17 protein-coding genes and 1 pseudogene are annotated in these 19,127 nt (G+C 51.5%); 4 read left to right on the plus strand and 14 right to left on the minus strand.

The features are described 5' to 3' along the window. Nucleotides 1–3 precede the first annotated feature (3 nt). The 13 genes from vasI to A8F97_RS13605 all read right to left on the minus strand — a co-directional run bounded on the left by vasI (nucleotide 4) and on the right by A8F97_RS13605 (nucleotide 15,351). Complete coding sequence (gene vasI / locus A8F97_RS13545; RefSeq protein WP_033070988.1) at nucleotides 4–564, minus strand: type VI secretion system-associated protein VasI; 561 nt, start codon at nucleotides 562–564, stop codon at nucleotides 4–6. Further along, a complete protein-coding gene (locus A8F97_RS13550; RefSeq protein WP_012822790.1) occupies nucleotides 564–2,102 on the minus strand; it encodes a sigma-54 interaction domain-containing protein in 1,539 nt (512 codons plus the stop codon). Before A8F97_RS13550 ends, vasI begins: the two co-directional genes overlap by 1 nt. Nucleotides 2,103–2,104: 2 nt before the next feature. Continuing rightward, complete coding sequence (gene tssH / locus A8F97_RS13555) at nucleotides 2,105–4,702, minus strand: type VI secretion system ATPase TssH (protein ID WP_012822789.1); 2,598 nt, start codon at nucleotides 4,700–4,702, stop codon at nucleotides 2,105–2,107. Between the two features lie 13 nt (nucleotides 4,703–4,715). Further along, entirely contained in the window at nucleotides 4,716–5,492 is a 777-nt protein-coding gene (icmH, locus tag A8F97_RS13560) for a type IVB secretion system protein IcmH/DotU (RefSeq protein ID WP_005972070.1), read from the minus strand. A gap of 15 nt (nucleotides 5,493–5,507) precedes the next feature. Beyond that, nucleotides 5,508–6,845 carry a type VI secretion system baseplate subunit TssK gene (gene tssK / locus A8F97_RS13565; RefSeq protein ID WP_005972068.1) on the minus strand — a complete coding sequence of 446 codons (1,338 nt, stop codon included), beginning with the start codon at nucleotides 6,843–6,845 and terminating at the stop codon, nucleotides 5,508–5,510. Between the two features lie 2 nt (nucleotides 6,846–6,847). Then, complete coding sequence (gene tssJ, locus A8F97_RS13570; protein ID WP_025919901.1) at nucleotides 6,848–7,369, minus strand: type VI secretion system lipoprotein TssJ; 522 nt, start codon at nucleotides 7,367–7,369, stop codon at nucleotides 6,848–6,850. After that, the gene (gene tagH, locus A8F97_RS13575; RefSeq protein ID WP_012822787.1) at nucleotides 7,369–8,589 is read right to left on the minus strand and encodes a type VI secretion system-associated FHA domain protein TagH; all 1,221 of its coding nucleotides are present in this window, start codon (nucleotides 8,587–8,589) and stop codon (nucleotides 7,369–7,371) included. The genes tssJ and tagH overlap by 1 nt, the downstream gene beginning before the upstream one ends. A gap of 2 nt (nucleotides 8,590–8,591) precedes the next feature. Further along, nucleotides 8,592–9,590, minus strand: a complete 999-nt coding sequence (gene tssG / locus A8F97_RS13580; RefSeq protein ID WP_012822786.1) for a type VI secretion system baseplate subunit TssG — start codon at nucleotides 9,588–9,590, stop codon at nucleotides 8,592–8,594. Next, on the minus strand, nucleotides 9,554–11,320 hold the full coding sequence (gene tssF, locus A8F97_RS13585; RefSeq protein WP_005972062.1) for a type VI secretion system baseplate subunit TssF: 1,767 nt from the start codon (nucleotides 11,318–11,320) through the stop codon (nucleotides 9,554–9,556). The genes tssG and tssF overlap by 37 nt, the downstream gene beginning before the upstream one ends. A gap of 2 nt (nucleotides 11,321–11,322) precedes the next feature. After that, a complete protein-coding gene (tssE, locus tag A8F97_RS13590) occupies nucleotides 11,323–11,754 on the minus strand; it encodes a type VI secretion system baseplate subunit TssE (protein WP_014698861.1) in 432 nt (143 codons plus the stop codon). Nucleotides 11,755–11,759: 5 nt separating this feature from the next. Further along, the gene (gene tssC / locus A8F97_RS13595; protein WP_012822784.1) at nucleotides 11,760–13,238 is read right to left on the minus strand and encodes a type VI secretion system contractile sheath large subunit; all 1,479 of its coding nucleotides are present in this window, start codon (nucleotides 13,236–13,238) and stop codon (nucleotides 11,760–11,762) included. Nucleotides 13,239–13,270: 32 nt separating this feature from the next. Continuing rightward, on the minus strand, nucleotides 13,271–13,774 hold the full coding sequence (gene tssB, locus A8F97_RS13600; protein ID WP_005972057.1) for a type VI secretion system contractile sheath small subunit: 504 nt from the start codon (nucleotides 13,772–13,774) through the stop codon (nucleotides 13,271–13,273). 857 nt (nucleotides 13,775–14,631) lie between these two features. After that, nucleotides 14,632–15,351 (minus strand): ABC transporter permease, encoded by a 720-nt coding sequence (locus A8F97_RS13605; RefSeq protein ID WP_033070987.1) that lies wholly within the window; start codon nucleotides 15,349–15,351, stop codon nucleotides 14,632–14,634. Between the two features lie 7 nt (nucleotides 15,352–15,358). On the opposite strand from A8F97_RS13605, the pseudogene A8F97_RS24140 reads away from it, so the two are divergent. The 3 genes and pseudogenes from A8F97_RS24140 to A8F97_RS13615 form a co-directional block, all read left to right on the plus strand. Beyond that, nucleotides 15,359–15,529, plus strand: a pseudogene (locus A8F97_RS24140) (IS3 family transposase); the annotation flags it as partial. A 310-nt stretch (nucleotides 15,530–15,839) separates the two neighbouring features. Further along, nucleotides 15,840–16,559, plus strand: coding sequence for a hypothetical protein (locus tag A8F97_RS13610; protein WP_012822783.1), 720 nt, complete (start codon nucleotides 15,840–15,842; stop codon nucleotides 16,557–16,559). Between the two features lie 96 nt (nucleotides 16,560–16,655). Further along, nucleotides 16,656–17,162 carry a GNAT family N-acetyltransferase gene (locus tag A8F97_RS13615; protein ID WP_012822782.1) on the plus strand — a complete coding sequence of 169 codons (507 nt, stop codon included), beginning with the start codon at nucleotides 16,656–16,658 and terminating at the stop codon, nucleotides 17,160–17,162. Nucleotides 17,163–17,994: 832 nt separating this feature from the next. On the opposite strand, the gene A8F97_RS24145 is transcribed toward A8F97_RS13615, so the two are convergent. Beyond that, nucleotides 17,995–18,087, minus strand: coding sequence for a LysR family transcriptional regulator (locus A8F97_RS24145; RefSeq protein ID WP_071822836.1), 93 nt, complete (start codon nucleotides 18,085–18,087; stop codon nucleotides 17,995–17,997). Nucleotides 18,088–18,287: 200 nt separating this feature from the next. Between A8F97_RS24145 and A8F97_RS13620 the strand changes: the two genes are divergently transcribed. Beyond that, a complete protein-coding gene (locus A8F97_RS13620; protein WP_012822781.1) occupies nucleotides 18,288–19,052 on the plus strand; it encodes a sulfite exporter TauE/SafE family protein in 765 nt (254 codons plus the stop codon). Nucleotides 19,053–19,127 lie beyond the last annotated feature (75 nt).

Here is a 19,127-nt window from a genome sequence, read left to right on the forward strand (position 1 = left end):
CCTTTACCAGTGACACTGCTGACGCAGCGGCGCTAATGCTTCACCCAGCCCAGCGAGTTCAATACGCAGCGAGTGACCGTCCGCGCCGTTAAGCACCAGTTCACGATGCCCAATCCAACGCTTTAGCGCATCAATCGCCACCAGACCGCGCCCGGATTCCAGCAGCAGCCCGCGATTGCGGATAAACCAACTGTCGGAAACCGTCACGCCATCAAGCTGCGACGTGACAGACTCCCCCGCCCAAGGTTGACTCAGTGTTAAACGCAAGTGCGTGATATTGCTGGCACAGCTAATCACTAGCGTATTACCATCGGCGAGCACACGGGTTAGCGTCATATCACCGCTATCTACTTCACGTCCCAGTTGAAATGCCCCGCCAGCGGCCATTTTATCATCCTGTGGGGATAGGGTGCCGGTGCGTTGAGCTTCCCGGCCCAGAGCGTCATAGCACGCCAGACGGATCTCTGAAGCCGTCTCATTACGGCACTGTTCCCATAACGACTGCCAGGCAGGATCGGGCGTCGCAGCGGTTGCCAACAGTAGGGGTGCCATCGTCAGAAACATCAATTTACCTCCAGCTTCTGGCATTTGTGGTCAAGAGTACGTTTAGGGATATTGAGGCTATCGGCCACCAGCAGGCGGTTGCCCTGAAACTGGCGCAGACGTGCTTCAATCACAGCCGCTTCATACCGTTGTGTGGCGATACGTAAATCGTGAATGTGCTGATAGCAATCCTGTTCCTCCACCGAACTGCTCATCAGCCGCTCACGTAGTTCGGGGGACAACGATGTCAGAGACAGCACATCGCCGTCCGGCGTATTCGCGCAGACGACCTCCAGCAGGTTGCGCAGTTCCCGTACATTGCCGGGAAAGTCATATCCCATTAATTGGCGAAGGAAAGTACGGCTTAACGGCCCAACGTGCTTTTGTCGTTCGTCCGCAAATTGATCGATAAAGTGTTCGCACAGCAGGCGAATATCGTCCGGCCGCTCACGCAGCGGCGCGAGCTGCAATAGACACTGGCAGAGGCGATGGTAGAGATCCTGCCGAAACACCCCGTCAGACACCTGTTGTTCCAGCGGCTGATGCGTCGCGGCGATCAAACGGAAGTCAGAATGAACCTCTTTATCCGCACCGAGGGAACGGAAGCTATGCGTCTCCAATACCCTTAACAGCTTGGCCTGCATGGCCTGCGGCATATCGCCGACCTCATCCAAAAACAGGGTTCCACCATTAGCCTGTTCTACCAGACCTACTTTGTTGCTTTGCGCGCCGGAGAACGCCCCTTTTTGATAGCCAAACAGCTCGCTCTCAATCAGATTTTCGGGGATTGCGGCACAGTTGATGGCAATAAAGGGCTTGTCGGCACGTTCAGAACACTGATGCAGCAGTCGCGCCACCACTTCTTTCCCTGAACCGGTTTCGCCCTGAATCAGCACCGAAAGACGGTGTTTTGCCGCCTGATAAATCTGCTGATGTAGCGCTTTCATCACGGCAGACTGCCCCACCAACGTGGTTTCCACCCGTTTTTCCTGCTCGCGACGGCTCTGCCCTTCATCCTTAATCTGGCGGAGCGAATCTCTCAGCGCGACCTGTTCCCGCCGGGTATGCGCCAGCTCACGCAGCAGCATCAGTTGACGACAAAACACCTGCGTCAGTTGTTCGCATTCTCCCTGCTGATGCAGCGTTTGCAGGCGCGCCGGCGTATCCAACAGCGCCAGCACTGCCAGCGGCTTACCGCCATCCGACAGCAGCGGCAGCGCGTGAAGCCCGCAACTCGCCCCGACAGAGATCAGCATCTGCTGAAACTCACGGTGCTCAATGCGGGCACCGCCATAGAGTGAATCCCAGGTGCGCGCCTGATTTTTATGCAGCGCATAAGCCAGAGGGTGGCTAAAGTCATCCACCCCCAGACTCAGCGCCACTGGCGTTTCATGCACCCGCCCCTGGCAGATCAGTTGCCTGCCGCTGACATCCACCATACCCAGTAGCATCCCTTGCGGTTGCCAGGCGGCCTGCATCGCCTCCAGCAGCCAGCCGCACAGACTGGCTTCATCATGCTGTTGGGTGAGCGCAAGCGCCAGTTTGAGGGCATGTTGCATAGTCAGCCCTCCACCTCGGTCTGGAACTGGCCGGCTTCGACGCGGAAATGAATACGGCTGACGGGTTCCCCCGCAGACAGTCGTTGCAGCAGTTGTAGTGATACCGGTGGCAGCAATGCCCCATCAATCACTGACTCCAGCATACGCGCCCCGTTTTCGCTGCGGTTTGCCAACCGGAGAATTTCTTCCGGCACCTCATCCTCAATGATGACCTCAGCACTAAAGCGCTGTTGCAGCAGAGAAACCAGACGCGACAATTTACCCTGTACGATCTCGACCATGGTGGCATGCGCCAGCGGCAGATAAGGGATGACTTCCATACGCGCCAATAGTGCAGGTTTAAAGAAAGCCGCCAGCTCAGGATAGAGCGCATCCAGCAACACATCCGACTGCTCGGCGTAGTTCACGATCGTCTGGAACCCGAGATTGGACGTCAGGAAAAACACCACATTGCGGCAGTCGATGACCCGGCCTTCACCGTCGGCCAGTTCACCTTTATCAAAGGCCTGATAGAACAGATTCAGGACATCCGGGTGTGCTTTTTCCACTTCATCCAGCAGTACCACGGAATACGGTTTCTGGCGGATCGCTTCGGTCAATACGCCCCCCTCACCAAACCCGACGTAGCCCGGCGGCGAACCGATCAGGCGTGAAACGGTATGTTTCTCCTGATATTCCGACATATTGATGGTGGTCAGATAGTTACGTCCGCCAAACATCAGGTCGGCAATCTGGACCACGGTTTCCGTTTTACCCACGCCGCTCGGCCCCACCAGCAGGAAAGCCCCCAACGGACGCCCAGGACGACGAAGATCCGCACGCGCGGTCAGCAAATGTTTATGCAATTGAGCAATCGCCAACTGCTGTCCTTTAATCGTTTCACCCAGGAATTCAGGCAGGCGCGTGACGATATCCATTTCACCCTGCGAGATTCGGTTAAGCGGCACGCCCGTCCACTCGGCTATCACGGCAGCAATCTGTGTTTTATCAACGTGAGGAGAGACCAGCACGGAGGATTGTTGCAACGCTTCCAGCGCCTGTTCGCAGTCCGCCAGTTCCGCCGCAGCCGACACAGCATCGAAATCGACGGCTTGATCTTCATCCAGCAACGCCGTGCGCAGTTCAATCACGCGCTGAACCTGCGTTTTCTGCTGCTGCCAATCGGCTTCTAACTGTACCAACTGTGCCGCGCCGGCTTCGCGAGCATTACGCAGTTCCACTAAGCGGTCTTCGGTATTGCCCAGACCGATGCGCGCCTGCCGCTCAAGCTGGGTGATTTCCATTTCCTGCTGGCGTAGACGGGTCTGTAGTTGGCTGACGGCACGCGGTGGTGTCGTCAGGTTAATGGCTACGCGCGCACTCGCGGTATCCAGCACGTCAATCGCTTTATCGGGGAGTTGGCGACCAGAGATATAGCGCGCCGACAGTTGCGCCGCCGCCTGAAGCGCATCTTCATCAATCAGGACGCCATGTGCTTTTTCATAGATACCGCGCAGCCCACGCAGGATCACCGTGGCTTCTTCCGCGTTCGGTTCACCGACTTTGACGAGCTGGAAGCGACGGGAAAGCGCAGCGTCCTTCTCGACATATTTTTTGTATTCGCTCCAGGTGGTTGCCGCGATGGTACGCAACTCACCGCGCGCCAGCGCAGGCTTAAGCAGATTGGACACATCCAGCCCACCGGCCTGATTGCCTGCCCCGATTAGCGTATGCGCTTCATCAATAAATAGAATGATCGGGCGTGGCGCATCCTTCACTTCCTGCATCACACCTTTGAAGCGTTTCTCAAATTCGCCTTTAACTGACGCACCCGCCTGCATCGCCCCCAAATCGAGCGTAAGCAGTTCTACATCTCGTAATCTTTCCGGCACGGCACCCGCCACAATACGCAGCGCCAGCCCTTCGATCAGCGCACTTTTACCAACACCCGCTTCCCCCACGACAATCGGGTTGTTTTTACGACGACGGGAGAGAATATCGATCATCAGATCGATTTCATGGTCGCGGCACAACACCGGGTCCAACTGCCCTTGTCGAGCGGATTCCGTCACATTTTGCGTATAGCGCGAGAGCTGCGTGTTCGCCGCGGCTGCCTGTTCGGCCGTGGCGGACTGCACCGCGACGTCCGTTTCCACCGAATCTTTCACCCACTCATCAAACTGCTGGCGTAAAAGTTCACGGTTAATCTGCGCCAGCGGGCGGGATACCGCGCCTGCCACATAGCGATTGGGCGTCAGCAGCAAGACCAGCAACAATATGCCGCTGCGCAGACGCACGTGCTGAAACTCAGCCGAGGCCAGCAGCCAGCTATCCTGTAACCACTCCACCAACAGAGGGGAGAATGAGGGATAGCCCGCGTCAAATTCTTTATCCACGGAGGAAGGCAACAGCAGCGAAGACAACTCATCCGCATCAACGCCCGCACGCTTGAGGATCTGCCGCACATCACACAGCGGCGTTTCCAGCATTTTCATCAACAAGTGCTCAATACGGATTTCCGCACCCTGATGCTGAATACAGAGTGCCGCCGCTTCTTCCAGCATATGACGGCACACGGGGTTGAGTCGTTCAACCAGTGTCGGCAGTTCAATTCGAATCACGGTGTAGCTCCTGTTATTGTAATAATTCTCCCAGTTGACGCAGTACGTCCTGGGTTTGATGAGTAAGCTGGTAACGGTACAGGCCGAATGCGGCCACCAAGGCTACACACACGCCGATAAACAACGTGCGCAATGACACCTGCCTACGCAGTTGGTAGCGCGAGGCCTGCTGCCCCAGATTCAGGTGGAATACCGTTGGCGCATTCGTAGGCTCAGGGCGCAGGGTGTCATGTAGCTTACTCACAACGCGATCCAGCTCTTCACGCCCTTGAGTCATCACCCGATAGCGCCCTTCAAAGCCCAGACAAAGGCAGAGGTAGATAAACTCCAGAATGTCGCGATAGCGGGTAGGATCGTCCAACAGCTTCTCTAGCAGGACGAAAACCTTTTCGCCCCCCCAGGTCTCATTATGAAAACGAGTCAGCAGGGAGTGTGCCGACCACATGCTTTGTCCACCCCACTCCCGCCCCATCACGGCTTCATCAATAAACGTGCAGAGGATGTAGCGGAAAGACAGGATCACACCGTTCTCATAGCTATGAGAGTGCAATTCCTGTTCGATAGCCTGAACTTCAGATACCACGCGCTGATAGAGATCCTCCACGCCCTCATAGGCAGAGAGCTGGCGTACCCGCTCCACCATGCCCAATAGCGGCGTAACGGCATCAATCATCGGATTAATGCTTTGTCCACGCAGGCGGAACCAGTAGTCGGAATCCATATCCAACTGTCGGGCGTGGTCAAAAAGCAGATCGCCCAGTTGATCGTTCTTAATAACCTCGATGCTCATCTCTTTCTCTCCTGACTACTGACCGCGGATGGCCCAAAGCTGCATATCCAGTTCCGGGAACTCGCCAGCAATGTGGAACGCCAACGTATTGCCAGATACCAGCACCTGCCAGGCGGGGCTTTGCCTATCCAGTTGGAAATAGCTGTAACCCGCGTGATAAGGCAGTTGACGCGGTGCAACCGGCAGCGGCAGCAGTGGAATGCCAGGCAGTTGTAGGCTGATCAGTTCGCGGATCTTCTCGCTGGAGGCAATCTTCGTTTGTTGCAGCAGTTGTTTACGCAGATGCTCCTGTGGCATACGCGCACGCACCGCCAGTACAAACTCGGCGCTGGCCATCAATTCCGCATCGCCGACCATCGCCACCATCACACCATACGGCTGTTTCTTCAGTTGGATGGAAACGGCACGCGGTGACAGTACGGTGCTCAGGGCTTGACGCAGCGCCATCATCAGCGGCTCAAAGCTGGCCTGCTGATGTTCATGACGATAGGCCGGGAATTCAGGCGGCAGGCGCGACTCATCGGTAAACGTCATCAGTTCACCACACAGCTCGACTAACGCCTCGTGCAGGCGCTCGGGGTGTAGCGTGCCAAGGCGGGCCAGATGCGACAATCTGGGCTGGGCGCGGTTAAGCAATTGCAGCATCATGAATTCCGCTACGTCCGCCACGCCCTGTTGCCCCGGTGCGGCAATACGCTGTGCCAGACTGCGCGCACGTTCGGCAACCAGACCGGCAGATTCCCCCAGGAAGCGTTTTAAGGCAGGGATCGCCGTAACGCTGATGCTGCATGGCATAAAATTAGGATCCAGGATCAAGCCGCCGTCAGGGCGTTTATCCAGAATGTTGGCAATCGCCAGCGAGGCATAGGCGCTGCGATCGTCACGATCGAGCATCAACCGCAGACTAACCTTGCCGACCTCCAGAGAAACGATATCGCCGCCGTCGCTATGCAGATCGCGCACATCATGCCGGTGTGATTGCAAACGGCTGGCGATCCCCTGTCCCGGTTGGCCCACTTCGCTGACGCCATTTACCGCCAGCGGTAGTGCCAGATACACTTTCTGGTTTGCCAGCGCGACGTCGGTGATCTCCAACGGCAGCGGCAAGGCGTCATCGCCCGGAATATTGAACACAGTGCCATCAGGCATCACCCCGCTGGCATTAACCAGTGCGATGCGGCCAAAATTGAGGTATTCCTCATTAATCTCCAGCGATTGCAAGCCATAAAAATAATCACTCAGTGCGCTGAGACGCGCATGCAATGCGTAATCGGTATGTCTTTGCTGCTGTTGAAAATGCTGCGGTTTAATGAACAAACCTTCCCGCCAGATAATGCGATTGCGACTCGACATAATTATTCTTCTTCTTGGTCTTTTTTGATTTCGACTTCATCCCGGCGCAGGTGCACGAGGATCTGATACGTTTGCCCGACATTTTTTAGCTTGATCACCTTGCGCCATTCCGCACTTTCCGAATCCGCATAGCGAGCGACCACGCCGAGGTAGTGCACCTTTTCATCCAACGCTTCTGGCGGCAGGTATTTGAACTGCCCCGGCAACAGCGTGTAGTCCTGATGACTGAGGTAATTCTTGGCCAGCGCCTTTTCGATATCCGTCGTGATCTGATCATAATCCGTGGCTAACAGGCGAGAATCTTCCGCCAGCAGGACCAGTTGGAATTCGATAGGTGCAGCTTCACCACTTTCATTCGGGTTAACGTCCGGTTCCGCCAGCAGGCTAAAACCCACGGTAGAAGGCTGATGATTGTTGCTGCCCACCTGGATATCAGGATTCGCCGCGACCTGCGCCATTTTGCTCAGCGTGGAACACCCCGACAGCACGACCATCAGCGAACATAAGCAAAATGCCCGCAGCATCATTTTTGCTCCTGCTGTTGGCGCACGGCACGGTCATACGCCTGCGCATACACCTGATGGAACAGTTTCTGGAAACCTTGCTGGCGTGGCGACGTCAATTCTCGGTAGTAGTGCTGATACATTTGCCATGCCCAGCCGTCATCCGCCGCCAGTGGTTCACCACTACGGCGATAATGCTCAAAGCGGCTGAGCAGCGCGTCTGGCGAAAAGGCCTGAAGAATATTTTCCAACGCCGCAGCAATCGCTTGCTGATTCGCGATGTGATGCACCCGCACATTGTTCAACACTTCTTCCACCGCAGCAGGTGCAGACAGGTGAACCGGGCTTTTCCCTTCGGCAAACAGCACCGACAGCGTATCCGCATAGCCCAGCCCCAGACGCAGCGGGTTATCTTCAATCGGGCGTAAATGCGTGTCCGCCAGTGCGGCCTGTTCCGTCTGCAATGTCAGCAGCCCTTCAACCATCGCACGCAGGCTTTTCCCCATTTCTTCCAGCATTTCACGCAGGCGAGCATCATCACCCGGCTGAAGCGACAGCCCCAGGCCACGCATCAACGGAGCCAGCGAAGTGCCGTCGCTGTACCCTTCCAGCCCTTCTCCCGCGTAGGGGGTATTGATGCTCGGTAATTCGACAAATTTCTGATCCATGGTGTCCTCAACAGCAGAAAAAGAAGAAAGAGAGGTCGTGAGCGATTCTCCGCCTCTCTCACTGTCTGATGGCAATAGTGGCTGGCTCTGTTCTTTCTGTAGCGCCCACAGCGGGTCATTCATCACGGCCGCAGTATCTGCACTCTCTGCCGTTCGCCCTTTTTTCTTTTCACTTAACCAGCCGCCTAACACATCGTCCGTGCGCAGCCCTAACACCTGATCGATATCCTGTTCCGTCGTGGGATCGCCGATGTAAACGCCCAGCCGAAAAGGCCCAATCACCAATTCATCGCCGTGCGACAAAATGACGTTGCGATCCCGCCCAATCGGCGACAGCGAACCGTTAATAAAAGACTGCCCGCTCAGATCGCATAGACTGAAATAACCATCGGTCATTTCGATACGTGCATGCGCGGGTAACACCGATCCCAATCGATCGCGTAGCTGCCACTGATCTTTTTCCGATGCACCCAGCGTGCCACCGAGGTGATCAAACTGATGCTGCACCTGAGAATTGATATCGAGCTGCTCACTGTTGAGCACAACCAACGTGAGTGGATGGGTTACGTTCACATTTACTCCTGCACACAAATCGTCACATAGGGATCCGCTGGCGGCTGCCCGAGAAAGCTGCTCCACCCCAAACGGCTGCTTTGCTCGCTGCCCAGACTTAAGCCCTTAGCTTCATCTTCTGCGAAACCAAGACGGAGATCCCAAGCCAACTGATCGCGAAGAATGAAAGAGACAAAACGCACCAGCGGCTGAAAATGTTCACCGTTGGGCAGAAAGCTGAGAAAGCGGCTAAAACTGAGATTGCCGATCTTGAGCAAGAACTTGCCGGCACAATCATTCACTTTGTCACCGATGACAAAATCACCGCCCAGCATCATGTTTCCTTTTCCCAGCCGGTTCTGCTGCCCTTCATGAATGGGAACGCGGCGGTGCTGCCAGGCCAAGACGGCAACATCATCCAGGTCAAAACAGTGAATAACTAACCCGGCGACCACTTCAGGGGAACGGCTGGGGCTTGCCAACACCCCAGCGTAGGAAAGCATCTTGGCGCGGTTAACCGGCAGACTGTCGCGCACGGCATCATTGCCCAAGCCCACGAGCGCAAACATCAGACGGGAGAATCCATCCTCCCCCTCATTCTGAAAGCGGACGTGATAGCGATATTTCCGCCATGCGCGGTGCAACAGCGTGAGTAAGCGATGATGAAAGAAATCGAGAAACACGCCCAGCTTCTGTTCGCCCTGCGCGTATTCCCAGGCCAGTTCTTCGAGGTAATAGCCGGGCATCGGCGACTGACTACCGTGCAGGCCCAGGAACGCGACTTCCAATTCCTGACGGCCCTCTTCATCACACCCCACCCGCAAGATATCGCTGGGGTGAAAACCGATGGAGGCCGTGGAGCGAAAACGCAGACGTTCCTGTTCAGGGCGAAAATCCAGCTCTTGTTCCAGATCCACGCCTTCCAACTGGTTGAGTAATTCCACCAGTTGGAAAAAATTGAAGCGTGAGACATCCTGACGGAACGTTACATCATTGAGTGTTGACCTATCTGTACCGGCCATCGGTAGCGCTCCTTGTTATCGATGTTGACCACTTCCAACAGGTGGAAAGCGTTGACGCTGGCGTATAGCGAGAAAAAGTGCGCCAGCACCGTGCTAAACAGGTACAGTTCTCCTTCACTGGAAAACGCGGATTGCCGTACAGACAGGATTGATTTCAAGCCACGAACCGGCATCCCCTGAACCAGGCGATCGATAGGCGTGGTTTCGATAGACTCGATACCCGCCAGACGCTTACGCGAGGCTTGTTCCGCCTGCTTGTCGTGCAGCGCTGGGAAATCGTAGGTACGTAGGATCTGTACCAACGCATCACGCCGCAGCAGCGACACATAGTTCAGCGACAGGTTGGAGATCAGCGTCCAATGCAGGCTGCCATCCATCGCAGGCCGCAGTGGCCGCGTTGGCCGTAACAAATTACGAAACGTCGCGAAAGACGGTGAGTTACCGGCTGGTACACAAATCGCCCCAACGGGCAGTTGTGCCGCACGCGACCGATTGGTACAGGTCAGAGTCACCGAGATGGATTCATCCAAATCAATGACTTCCCGCTCATCGCCCCGCACAAAAGAGAGCATGTGTTCAAAACCATTGCCGTTCACCGCTTCTCTTATCCGAATACGGTAATAGAGCGCCAATCGCCCTTTAGCTCGCTCGATTTGGTGCTGAAAGCTCTCAAAGGGCTGATACGTGCGTGGGATACCCCGAGCACGACCTGAATTGCCTTCAACCCACCCCTCAACCTTATCCACAGAGAAGATTTCAAAGCTATCGGCGTTACGGTAACTGGCCTTCAGCGGGTAATCCGTCTGGCGTCCGCTAAGGTTGATCGGCTCGCTATCGTGTCGGAAGAGATTGATTGCAGGCACGCAGTTGAGCATGAATGAATCAGGACGGATCTTCAGCTCCGCTGGCAACGGACGATCAAAACAAAAATGCAGACGGAACTCCGTTACCGTCAGCGGAAGATCCGGCCATACCGCGCCAGCAAGTTGGAAAAAGAGAAAACTTTCAGGAAAGCAAAAGTATTCCTGCAGGATGCGGTAGCCCGAATAGACATTGCCGGGATACGGTAATAGCGCGTCTTCTCGCTCGAAGCCGACCGTCTTCAGCACGCTGGCCTCTTGACGGAAGCGTTGGCCATCGACTTCCAGCTCAATATGCGACAGTTGGCTGGCGATCCAGAAATAGAGTTCGTAGGCCGTATAGGTATCGCCGCCCAGATAAAAGCGCAGCTTGTCGAGTTGCAGATCGCTTAGCGATAACGGGCCATGCAACCCTATATCCAGCGTAATGGTGGAAAGATCGTTACCGCTTTGTACCTTAATCTCGCGGATATCCGCCGGATAAATCCAGATATCGTGACAGGTCTGAAAATGGCAGACCACATCATCAATCGGCAGGCTATCGAGTTCACAACCGCGCTCAACAAATGCGGGCTGTGCAATCGCGCCGGGATGCACCGAAAATTGCATCATCGTCATGCTCGGTACTGGACGCAGGTAATTAGGCCAGAGCATGCCCAGCAGACCGTGTGTCAGTTCCGGAAATTCATCCTCGATCTTCGCCCGCAGGCTCCCTGTCAAAAAGGCGAACCCTTCCAGCAGTCGCTCAACGTCTGGATCCGTGGTTTGTTCTGACAAAAATCGGGTAAGCTCAGGGTGCGCCTTGGCGAATTCGCGCCCTTGCAGGCGCAAGTAAGTCAGCTCATCCCTGAAAAAATGTTCCAGTGACATAATCAGATCATTCTGTAATGGCGGTGGCTATCCATATGGATATTGAAAGAGGCAACCTGCTCCAGGTCTTCCAACCTGACCCGAGCGGTAACCTGAAACGACATCTCCATCGGATTCGATAAATAGTCCGATGTGTCGACATCCACATGAACAATTCGAGGTTCAAAGCGACAGATACACTGCCGGATCGCCTCCCGGATTTTCCCCCGAATATCCGCACCACCCTGCGTCGCGTCATTAAAATCAATCACGCCAAGCTCAGGTGCGCTGCGACAATTTCCGGGCCGGGTGTTGAGCACATTGTCCAGTTGACGCTTAACGGACTCGATCAGTGCTTCAACGTCCGTTTCAGGGGAGGAACGACGCCCCTCCCCACGGATACGATCAAACAGACTTGCCGCGTTTCCCCTTTCCCAGGCAGAAAGAGACGGCATAAGTCTTATTCCTTATCCAGACGCCCTACCAGCGACAGCTCAAAGTTTGCCCCCATGTACTTGAAGTGCGGGCGCACAGACATAGTGACCTGATACCAACCTGGTTCTCCTTCCACATCCAGCACTTTGATTTGTGCAGCACGCAGAGGACGACGGCTACGGACATCTGCCGGCGGGTTTTCCTGATCGGCGATGTACTGTTTAATCCAGGTATTCAACTCACGTTCAAGATCCTGACGCTCTTTCCATGAGCCAATCTGTTCACGCTGAAGCACTTTGATGTAGTGCGCCAGACGGTTGATGATGAACATGTACGGCAGTTGCGTACCCAGCTTGTAGTTGGTTTCCGCTTCTTTGCCTTCCTTGGTGTTTGGGAACACCTTCGGCTTCTGCACTGAGTTAGCGGAGAAGAAGGCGGCATTGTCACTGTCTTTACGCATCGTCAGCGTGATAAAGCCTTCTTCGGCCATTTCATATTCGCGACGATCGGTGATCAGCACTTCAGTCGGGATCTTGGCCTGAAGTTGGCCCATCGCTTCATAAACATGCACCGGCAGGTCGGTAATCGCCCCACCGCTCTGTGGACCGATAATGTTCGGACACCAGCGGTATTTCGCGAAACTGTCCGTCAATGCCGTTCCCATCAGATAGGCGGTATTGCCCCACAGATAGTGTTCGTGATCGGTGCTGATATCTTCCTTGTAGTTGAAACCCTTAATCGGGTTTTCTACCGGATCATAAGGCAAGCGAGCCAGGAAGCGCGGTGCCGTCAGCCCCAGATAGCGGCCGTCTTCAGATTCACGCAGCGAACGCCATTTCGTGTAGGCAGGGCCTTCGAAAACGGATTTCAGATCTTTGATTGAAGGCAGATCGGTGAAGCGATCCACGCCAAAGAAGGTTGGTGCAACGGAAGAGATGAACGGTGCATGCGCCATCGCGCCAACGGCGCTGACATACTGCATCAGTTTGATGTCCGGTGAGCTTTGCGTCAGCGCATAGTCACCGATCACGCCACCAATAGGCTGACCGCCGAACTGGCCGTAACCGCTGGAATACACGTGCTTATAGAAGCCAGACTGTGAGATTTCAGGGGCGAATTCGAAATCTTCCAACAGCTCTTCTTTCGTCGCATGCAACACCAGCAGTTTGATGTTTTCACGGAAATCAGTGCGATCGATAAGCAGTTTCATCGAACGCCAGGAAGATTCCAGTTCCTGTAATTCTTTTGCATGCAGAATCACGTCAATCTGCTTGCTAAGTTTTTTGTCCAGTTCGACGATCATGCTATCGACCAGCGCTTTATTCACGGGCTCTGCTGCATTACCGCTATCAAGAATGTTAGCAACCAGCGCGGCAATGCCCTGTTTAGCCACGCTGTAGCCTTCATCAACCGGGCTGATACGTGCTTGAGCCATGATGTCATCAAGCAACGATCCAGAAGCACTGGCGGCTCCTGCCTGAACCTGTTCTTCAACTATTGACATATTCGTTTCCCTATTTCGTCAATAAACATCAATTATTCGGCGGGTTTCACCAGATCGAGCTCTTTCAAAAGCTGCTCTCTGGCTTCTTCGCTGGACAACAGATCCTGCAAACGATTACGGAATGAGGGAATATTGCCGAGGGGGCCTTTCAGCGCGACCAATGCTTCACGTAAATCAAGCAACTTACGTAATTCAGGCACTTGTTGGGCGATGCGGTCAGGAGAAAAATCATTCAAGCCAGCAATACTCAGTTTCACTGGCAGGTCGTCTTGGCTCTCTTCTTCAAGGCGATTTGGCACACTGAAATTCAGTTCCAGATTGGCTTCTTTCATCACGGAGGTAAAATTGTTCTTATCGATCGATACGGTCTGACGTTCTTCGATCGGCGTTTCCTCTGTGCGCCCTTTCATATTTCCCACGATCATCAGCGTCAACGGCAATTCTATTTCCGCCTGCTGACCACCAGTGGCCGGAACATATTTGATATTAATACGTTCCTTTGGTGCGACAGATGCACCATCAGTTCCTTTTGCCATGTGTCTATACCAACGTAAGGGCACTCGGGCCCGGAGAAGTAAAGTCGATTCCTACCAAAAACCCACCATAATCCATAAGCACGGCAGTAATTCGGCAAACAAATAGCGTATTTGTTTTTCGACCAGCGAGATGAAATAAATTAAAATCGAATTAAAAAAACCATAATAAAACCGTAACTTTACGATTTACATCGGTGTGAAAGACTCGCACCAAGAAGGAAGTTAAATACATTCATATTTTGAGTTTGGATCATACACACAACACAAACACATGGTCAACGCTTATATAGGAGAGCAAGTAAAGAGAATAACTAAAACAAAAAACAAATTAAAAACAAAGACATAGATAAAACTTAAGTAAAAAAAACCACAAAAAAACAGAATAAACCAGTGAGTTTCAATTAGCGGAAAAAGAATATATTTCGCGCCTTTTAATTTCGTTAAAAACGAAATACTTAGTCAGCTAGTAAATTACTCAAGTTACAAACACTCTATTTATTTTAATTTAGTAAAACCATTTACCCTTTATTTTTTACTTTTGTCAGAATAAACAACCTGATTACCTTATGGGATTATTTCTTTATTAAGAAATAAATATGAGATAGTTTAGCAATCACTTTCCTTTTAATGAAAATTAAAAGATTTTTACACCATAAAAAACAACACAATCAGTATAAAAGACCAACCCATGAAAATCAGTGGCATTTCATAACAAGAATTATCAACAAAGGCAGTTAGATGATCTTTTATACGCCCGTTTCAGGTTAAAAAATGGTAGTCATTCTGCAATTTATCCTACAAGAGAATCTTCCAAATGATACGTGAGCCCACTGCACAACAGAGAGGATGATGAGGCATCATTCATGAAACCAGTAAGGCATGCAGCAAAGGGGGGCCACAATCCCAGACATCAAAATCAGCAAGACAGACAGCGCGGCAATCTGTGGATCCGTGAAATATTCAAGATAGTGATAAATTTGCGTCGGTAACGTTGAAGCATGAGTTGAAACAATGAATAACGATAACGTAGCTTCATCAAAGGAAATAAGAAAAGCGATCACAGCCCCCGCAATCAGGCCGGGGCGAATCAACGGCAGCGTAATACGCCGAAATACGGTGAAAGGCCGGGCTCCGTGGATCAGCGCCGCTTCTTCCAGACGAGGATCCACCGCTAGTAGGCTCATGGTAATCGTGCGGACAGTATAAGGAATGGTGATACCTAAATGAGCCAGAATGATCCCACCATAACTATCGAGTAGCCCCAGCGGGGCAAATACCAACATCAAGCCAACCGCCAGCACAATATGCGAAACCAGAAACGGCGCGGCAACCAAAAATGTAATCAATTGTCGCCCCCGGAAACGGAAACGAGTAAGCGCCAGCGAGAGCAAAATGCCAGATATCACAGCGCTCGTCCCGACAATGACCCCAATAACCAGACTACGCCAGGAAGCGACAATAAACTCAGCGTTATTGAGCACCTTAATGTATGACCCGAAAGAAAAGCTTTCTGGCGGAAAAGAGAGATACTGTCGGGTATCAAACGAAATGATCAATACGACGATAATAGGGGCCATCTGAATTTACCAGCCCGATACTCGGCGTGATTGGCCGGTAATTCAAGCGTTGACCGAAATGGCTGAGCGCTATCCGCGATATGGCTTTAAGAAGCGGTTCCAGAAGTTACGCAAGGGGCATGTATGGAACCATAAACATATTCACCGTATTTACTGCTTGTTAAAACTGAATTTTCGCCACACTGTCAATAAGATCGCGTTATGGGGAGTCGAATCGAAGGCACAAACAGAGCTGATTTCAGTTCAGCCATACGACCCAATTTAATATACAAGCCAAACGGTCGGTTTTAAAAAATAAGCGACAAAACTTTTTCCTTTTATGTAGTCAATACAAGCTTGCATACCGAAAGTTAAGCCTGGCAGGATTTTTACGGTGCTTAATCCGGCCTTGTGCTGGTTGTACACTCAATGATATGGCGTATTATCAATATAATGGCTATATTGTATATATTCGATATTTAATTGAGCTATTTAAAAGGAGTCAAATCATGATTACACGAGAAAAAGGCTCTGATTTTGAAGTTATTGCAGTCCCTGCAGACAACATCTCATACTTTAAAACGGAAGGTGAGCATGCTGATATCACTATTTCAGTACCAGACGTCCATAACGACAAGAAAAATCAGGCAGAACGGTACTATGTCCTGAAACGCCCGGCCTCCATTGATGACGCAGTTTTTAAGGTAGCACTCGAAGCAGCTTTTTGGGCAGTAACTGGTCTGATTGACTCCTCACCAACCGAATTGGCATCGCGTTATACAGCAAAGGAGTCGATTAGGAACAGGAAAAAGAACACTGGTATAACAAACACAGAACGGCTGGAGAAACTAAAAAAGACGATCCTAGATGACAGTGAGTGGCTACCGGCCCAAGAGGTTTCACGCCGTGCTGGAACTGGCACCGGAGTGAAAAATCCCAGCGGATTACCAAATCGCTGGAAACGAGCAGAGAAGATTTTTGCTATAACATCGGAAGGCAGAGACCTATATCCGGCCTATGCGCTGGATATAGGTGGACAACCGCTACCACTGCTAAAGAAAATCATCCAAATGTTCAATGAAACAAAAACGCCATGGTCACTCGCCCTCTGGTTCGGCTCCCCAAACAGTTGGCTGGGTAATAAAAAACCCAAAGATCTCCTAATATCAGCACCGGAGAAGGTACTGGAAGCCGCATTAAGGGCGAAGGAAGGACCAGTACATGGCTAAGAAAATTAACACTCCCAGTAAAAATGATAACCTTTCGGCCAGCCTGATACTGTTGGTTTCCTCATCCAAGATAGCGCTTTGAGAGACAAGGATATAATGAACATTGAGCAATTGAGTACTCTGGCAGAAAGCCATGATGAGTTAATTATCTTATTGAATGATTGTGTGGAAAGTGGAGCATCCATTGGTTTTCTTGCACCACTGGAAGCAGGTGAAGCTGAATGTTACTGGCAGGGGGTAGCCGCCGACCTGGTTGAAGGCGGTCGTAAGTTATTGGTTGCGCGTGAGTCGGGACGCATCGTGGGTGCAGTGCAGATCAGCTATTGTCCAAAGAAAAATGGCAGTCACCGTGCTGAAGTAGAAAAACTGATGGTGCATACGGCATTTCGTCAACGCGGCATTGCTCAGCAGTTAATGGCAGAAGTAGAACGCCAGGCACAAGCTAATCAGCGTACCCTACTCGTGCTTGATACCCGTACCAATGACACAGCCTCCATTTTGTATCGTAAATCGGGCTATCAGGAAGCGGGTCAAATCCCACAGTTTGCTCGCAGCTCCACAGGTACTCTCGATGGCACAACCTTCTTTTATAAATTGCTATAGAGCCTACTTTAGGTAATTTGGTCGAGCATTTTCCAATAATTTCAACAAATAATCCCTTGCGCAGGACGAAAGAACCGGAAGTTAACGTTCAACCGACTGGAAAGTGACTCTCTAATAGTTAGATATAAAAATGATAAAAGCCCTGACTGTGTTAGTCAGGGCTTTTAAGGTACTACAGACTTAATATTTAACATTCATTGACTTAATAACGTCTTACTACTATTGATACTGCCTCAAATGTACACGTTTATCACAGATAATATTGGGTATTAAAAATAACTAAAACCTCCCATATATTTGCTGATTTAAACACTCTACCAACCTTGCCAGACACTCAAAGGTAGGTACATCCCCCATCGCGATATAGACTCTTTGATGCGTGGCCTTACTCTCGTTGCGATATTTTTCACATAACTCAATCACGACCTATCGCAAACAACAATGCTAAATCATAGCCTTACATCATCGCGCTTTCGTCCCCTTTTGCGATTGTAGATACTGACTACGTGGCCTTAAGCATCATCGAGTGAGAAAATTAATTTTTCTCAACATCGACTACCCATACAAAAACACATCGTGGCCTTTATCGCAAAAATGCTTATTAAAGAACATGTTCGTTGTCTTTAATATAACAGCAGACTGAAACCTCACTGCTATTAATAACCAATTTACGGATTTTAAAAACCATGTCAATACTGTTATTAATAACATGTTTTTAATAACAGTATTAATGGAATTTAGCCATGCGGATCTCTGCACCTATATCGCTTCCCCCATTCCGGCGGCAACCGGACCGATTTGGATCATTGCTCCCCTTACCGTTCTTCCTGCATTACGTTAGGGATAAAAATCGCTTGTTCGCAGCACGAGTGAAATGCAATTCCTCAGCAACGGCGATGAAATAACGAAGGTGGTGGAACTCCATTTATATCCTTAAGTGAATCAATACCTCATTAAATATATTAGACACATATTTCAGTCCAACTTAAGATAGCTGCCGCCATGCCCCCATACGCTATGGCTGACAGCGATATCAGCCATGCCTGATTCAGCACGATTCATAACGCCTGACGTCGTGTGTGTTGAATTATCCCAAAGCGGTTAGCACTCAACAAAGGACTTACCATGGCTCACGAGCTACTTATCCTCCTTCCAATCGCATTCATTGCGGGCGCCATTAATGCCGCCGTTGGTGGCGGTGGGCTAATCAGTATGCCGATGTTTTACAGCACGCTTCCCCATTTCACGCCCGCCCAAATTATGGGAATCGATAAGTTCTCTTCCGTGATGGGGCATTTAATGTCCATACGGCAGTTTGCAGCCCGACTGCGCCTACCATGGCGGCTCATGCTTCCAACGGTCCTCGCGGCTGTCACCGGTGCCTATATCGGAATCCGCATGCTGGATTTCATGCCTTCTTCCTGGATGCGCCCGGTAATTATTGTTGTACTGGCGATCATGGTCGCTTACACATGGTTTCGCCCCAGCTTTGGTAGTCAGGATACCAGCAGGGAGCCAACGCGAAGTGACCTTATTAAAGGAGCCATACTTGGATTTATGATTGGATTCTATGACGGCTTCATCGGACCAGGAACAGGCAGCTTTTTACTCTTTCTTTTCATTCGTTTTTTCCATTTTGATTTTCTGCGGGCAACAGCCTGCGCCAAGGTGGTCAATTTCGGCACCAACTCCGCTACGCTTATTTTCCTAATTCCAGCGGGTCTGATTAATTACGGGATCGCGCTACCACTCGGCATCGCGGCTATTTGCGGTTCAATCGTGGGTTCGCAGCTAGCGCTAAAAGGGGGGAATTATTGGATTCGTCGCTTATTCCTGATATTAGCGGTGACATTACTCATTAAGCTGTTGTGGGAAACACTCCAACATTAATACTTATTTTCACGGCTCAGTGCTAGCGTAAACCCTGACTCATGACCCACATCAATAACAACGCAAATATCACCG

This window comes from Pectobacterium parmentieri (assembly GCF_001742145.1).
Lineage (GTDB): Bacteria > Pseudomonadota > Gammaproteobacteria > Enterobacterales > Enterobacteriaceae > Pectobacterium > Pectobacterium parmentieri.

Bases quoted from the DNA above. Each gene is read 5' to 3' on its own strand.
- tssE (WP_014698861.1), bottom strand. From the start codon at position 11,754: ATGCCGTCTCTTTCTGCCTGGGAAAGGGGAAACGCGGCAAGTCTGTTT.
- tssB (WP_005972057.1), bottom strand. From the start codon at position 13,774: ATGGCAAAAGGAACTGATGGTGCATCTGTCGCACCAAAGGAACGTATT.
- tssG (WP_012822786.1), bottom strand. From the start codon at position 9,590: ATGGCCGGTACAGATAGGTCAACACTCAATGATGTAACGTTCCGTCAG.
- A8F97_RS13620 (WP_012822781.1), top strand. From the start codon at position 18,288: ATGGCTCACGAGCTACTTATCCTCCTTCCAATCGCATTCATTGCGGGC.
- A8F97_RS13615 (WP_012822782.1), top strand. From the start codon at position 16,656: ATGAACATTGAGCAATTGAGTACTCTGGCAGAAAGCCATGATGAGTTA.
- A8F97_RS13605 (WP_033070987.1), bottom strand. From the start codon at position 15,351: ATGGCCCCTATTATCGTCGTATTGATCATTTCGTTTGATACCCGACAG.
- tssC (WP_012822784.1), bottom strand. From the start codon at position 13,238: ATGTCAATAGTTGAAGAACAGGTTCAGGCAGGAGCCGCCAGTGCTTCT.
- A8F97_RS13550 (WP_012822790.1), bottom strand. From the start codon at position 2,102: ATGCAACATGCCCTCAAACTGGCGCTTGCGCTCACCCAACAGCATGAT.
- tssJ (WP_025919901.1), bottom strand. From the start codon at position 7,369: ATGCTGCGGGCATTTTGCTTATGTTCGCTGATGGTCGTGCTGTCGGGG.
- A8F97_RS24145 (WP_071822836.1), bottom strand. From the start codon at position 18,087: ATGGAGTTCCACCACCTTCGTTATTTCATCGCCGTTGCTGAGGAATTG.
- icmH (WP_005972070.1), bottom strand. From the start codon at position 5,492: ATGAGCATCGAGGTTATTAAGAACGATCAACTGGGCGATCTGCTTTTT.
- A8F97_RS13610 (WP_012822783.1), top strand. From the start codon at position 15,840: ATGATTACACGAGAAAAAGGCTCTGATTTTGAAGTTATTGCAGTCCCT.
- vasI (WP_033070988.1), bottom strand. From the start codon at position 564: ATGTTTCTGACGATGGCACCCCTACTGTTGGCAACCGCTGCGACGCCC.
- tssF (WP_005972062.1), bottom strand. From the start codon at position 11,320: ATGTCACTGGAACATTTTTTCAGGGATGAGCTGACTTACTTGCGCCTG.
- tssK (WP_005972068.1), bottom strand. From the start codon at position 6,845: ATGTCGAGTCGCAATCGCATTATCTGGCGGGAAGGTTTGTTCATTAAA.